We start from the raw sequence: 2,133 nt of genomic DNA, 5'->3' as shown, positions 1-2,133 counted from the left end.
GGCCGGGCCTGGCCGCTCTGGATCACGCCCTGGTTGTCGGCGGCGTAACCCATCAGTCTTTGCTGCTGGTTGTTGACGATGAAGCCGTCGCGGTTGAGCTTGAACTGGCCGTTGCGCGTGTAGACGGTCGGGTTGTTGCCGTCGGTCACCTGGAAGAAGCCCGGGCCGTTGATCGCCAGGTCCATCGCGTTTTCCGTGATGGTGATGTTGCCCTGCGAGAACTGCTGGGACACGGCCGCCAGATTCACACCGATGCCGATGGCGTTGCCGCCGGCGCCGTTCATCGAGTTGGCGTAGATGTCGGCGAACTCGGCACGCGAGCTCTTGGCGCCGAAGGTCTGCGCGTTGGCGATGTTGTTGCCGATGACCTCGAGGTTCTTGCTCGAGGCGTTGAGACCGGACAGACCTTGCTGGAAGCTCATTTGCGTTTCCTCGTCGATCGAAAGTAGTGAAGGGGGGTGGGCGGCGCGTTCGACGCAGCGCTCAGGAGATCGCCTTGATCAGGCCGTAAGGTGTCGTGCCATTGCGCGCGAGTTCGAGCTTGAGCGAGTCGCCGCCGGTGCTGACGGCGTTAACACGGTCGGTCATGAGCGGCGTGCCGGTGAGCTCGGCCGCGCCGCTCTTGGCGACGACGCGGAAGGTGAGGCCGTCGGTGCTGGCGCCTGCAGGCACGGCCCACTCGAAGCCGTTGCGCCCGGCGTTCTGCGCACCGAGATCCACCGTGTCGATGACGCGCCCGGCCGGCGAAAGGATCTCGACCTTCACCTTGTCGGCCGCACTGGCCAGCTCGAAGCCAGCGGTGGCCTTGCCCTCGGCCACGGTGAGCCGGTTGCCTTCGAGCAGCACGTCGCGCCCGATGAGGCTCGCGCCCTGCAGCGCCTGCGACTGGAACATCTGCCCCGACATCGACTTGATCGATTCGTTGAGCCGCTCGATGCCGGTCACGGTGTTGATCTGCGCGAGCTGGCTGGTGACCTGCGCGTTGTCCATCGGATTGAGCGGGTCCTGGTTGCGCATCTGCGTGACCAGCAGCTTGAGGAAGCGGTCGGTGCCGTCGTCCTTCTTGGCCGCACTGGTGCCGGAAAGGCCGGCGAGTGCGGCGGCCGAGCTGCCGTTGATGGGATCGGTGGAGGCCATGCGGGTCTTTCAGTGGGAGGCGGTGTTCACTGGCCCATCTGCAGCGTTTTCAGCAGCAGCGTCTTGGCGGTGTTCATCACTTCGATGTTGTTCTGATAGGAGCGCGAGGCCGAGATCATGTTGACCATCTCCTCGACCGCGTTCACGTTGCTGTAGGTCACGTAGCCGTCGAGGTCGGCCTTGGGGTGCTTGGGATCGAGCACGCGGCGCCCGGGCGTCTGGTCTTCGCTGACCTGCGTAACCTGCACGCCGGCGGCGGTGGCCGCCGCCTCGCCCGGCTGTCCGAACGGCAGCGTCTGGAACACCACCTGGCGCGCCTTGTAGGCCTGCCCGTCGGGGCCGGCCACGGTGTCGGCGTTGGCCAGGTTGGAGGCCACCACGTTGAGCCGCTGGCTTTGCGCGCTGACGGCGCTGCCGCTGACGTTGAAGATGTTCAACATCGACATATAGGTTCTCCTTACTGGCCGGTGATGGCGCTGAGCATCATGCGCACGCTGCCGTTGATGAAGCGCAGCGTGGCTTCGTAGTGCACCGCGTTGTCGGCGAAGGCCGCGCGCTCGCGGTCCATATCGACGGTGTTGCTGTCGAGGTTGGTCTGGCTCGGCGTGGCGTACTTCAGGCCCGTTTCGCTGCGTGCGCCTGCCGCCGGGCTCAAGTGCCCGGGCCGGGTGGCCGATAAGGCATTGCCGGGCTGCGCGGCGCCGGTGGCTTCGCGCAGTGCCGCGCCGAAATCCATGTCGCGGGCCTGGTAGCCCGGCGTGTCGGCGTTGGCGATGTTGCTGGCGATCAGGCGCTGGCGCTCCGAGCGCAGGAGCAGCGCTTCGGTCTGGAAGTTCAGCGAACTGGTGAGGCGATCCAACATGATGGTGTGCCGCTGCGGCCACGCTCGGGTGGCGATGGAGCAATCTTGAGCGCCACCGTACAAAACGTTGACGGGAATAGCGGGGCCTTCCGCCGCCAATTCCCGCCGCAGCCTCGCCACGCCGCACTTAGAGT

4 protein-coding genes are annotated in these 2,133 nt (G+C 65.9%); all 4 read right to left on the bottom strand.

Annotated elements, in window-relative coordinates:
- On the bottom strand, positions 1–422 hold a 422-nt coding region (locus tag H0W38_RS21630; RefSeq protein WP_292458096.1), incomplete at its 3' end, for a flagellar hook-basal body complex protein.
- A gap of 61 nt (positions 423–483) precedes the next feature.
- Positions 484–1,137, bottom strand: a complete 654-nt coding sequence (locus H0W38_RS21625; RefSeq protein ID WP_292458093.1) for a flagellar hook assembly protein FlgD — start codon at positions 1,135–1,137, stop codon at positions 484–486.
- A gap of 26 nt (positions 1,138–1,163) precedes the next feature.
- Entirely contained in the window at positions 1,164–1,583 is a 420-nt protein-coding gene (gene flgC / locus H0W38_RS21620) for a flagellar basal body rod protein FlgC (RefSeq protein WP_292458092.1), read from the bottom strand.
- An 11-nt stretch (positions 1,584–1,594) separates the two neighbouring features.
- On the bottom strand, positions 1,595–1,999 hold the full coding sequence (gene flgB / locus H0W38_RS21615; RefSeq protein ID WP_292458090.1) for a flagellar basal body rod protein FlgB: 405 nt from the start codon (positions 1,997–1,999) through the stop codon (positions 1,595–1,597).
- Positions 2,000–2,133 lie beyond the last annotated feature (134 nt).

The sequence above is a fragment of the Methylibium sp. genome, assembly GCF_013817365.1.
GTDB lineage: Bacteria > Pseudomonadota > Gammaproteobacteria > Burkholderiales > Burkholderiaceae_C > Methylibium.
This window is presented reverse-complemented; position numbering and strand designations above follow the sequence as displayed.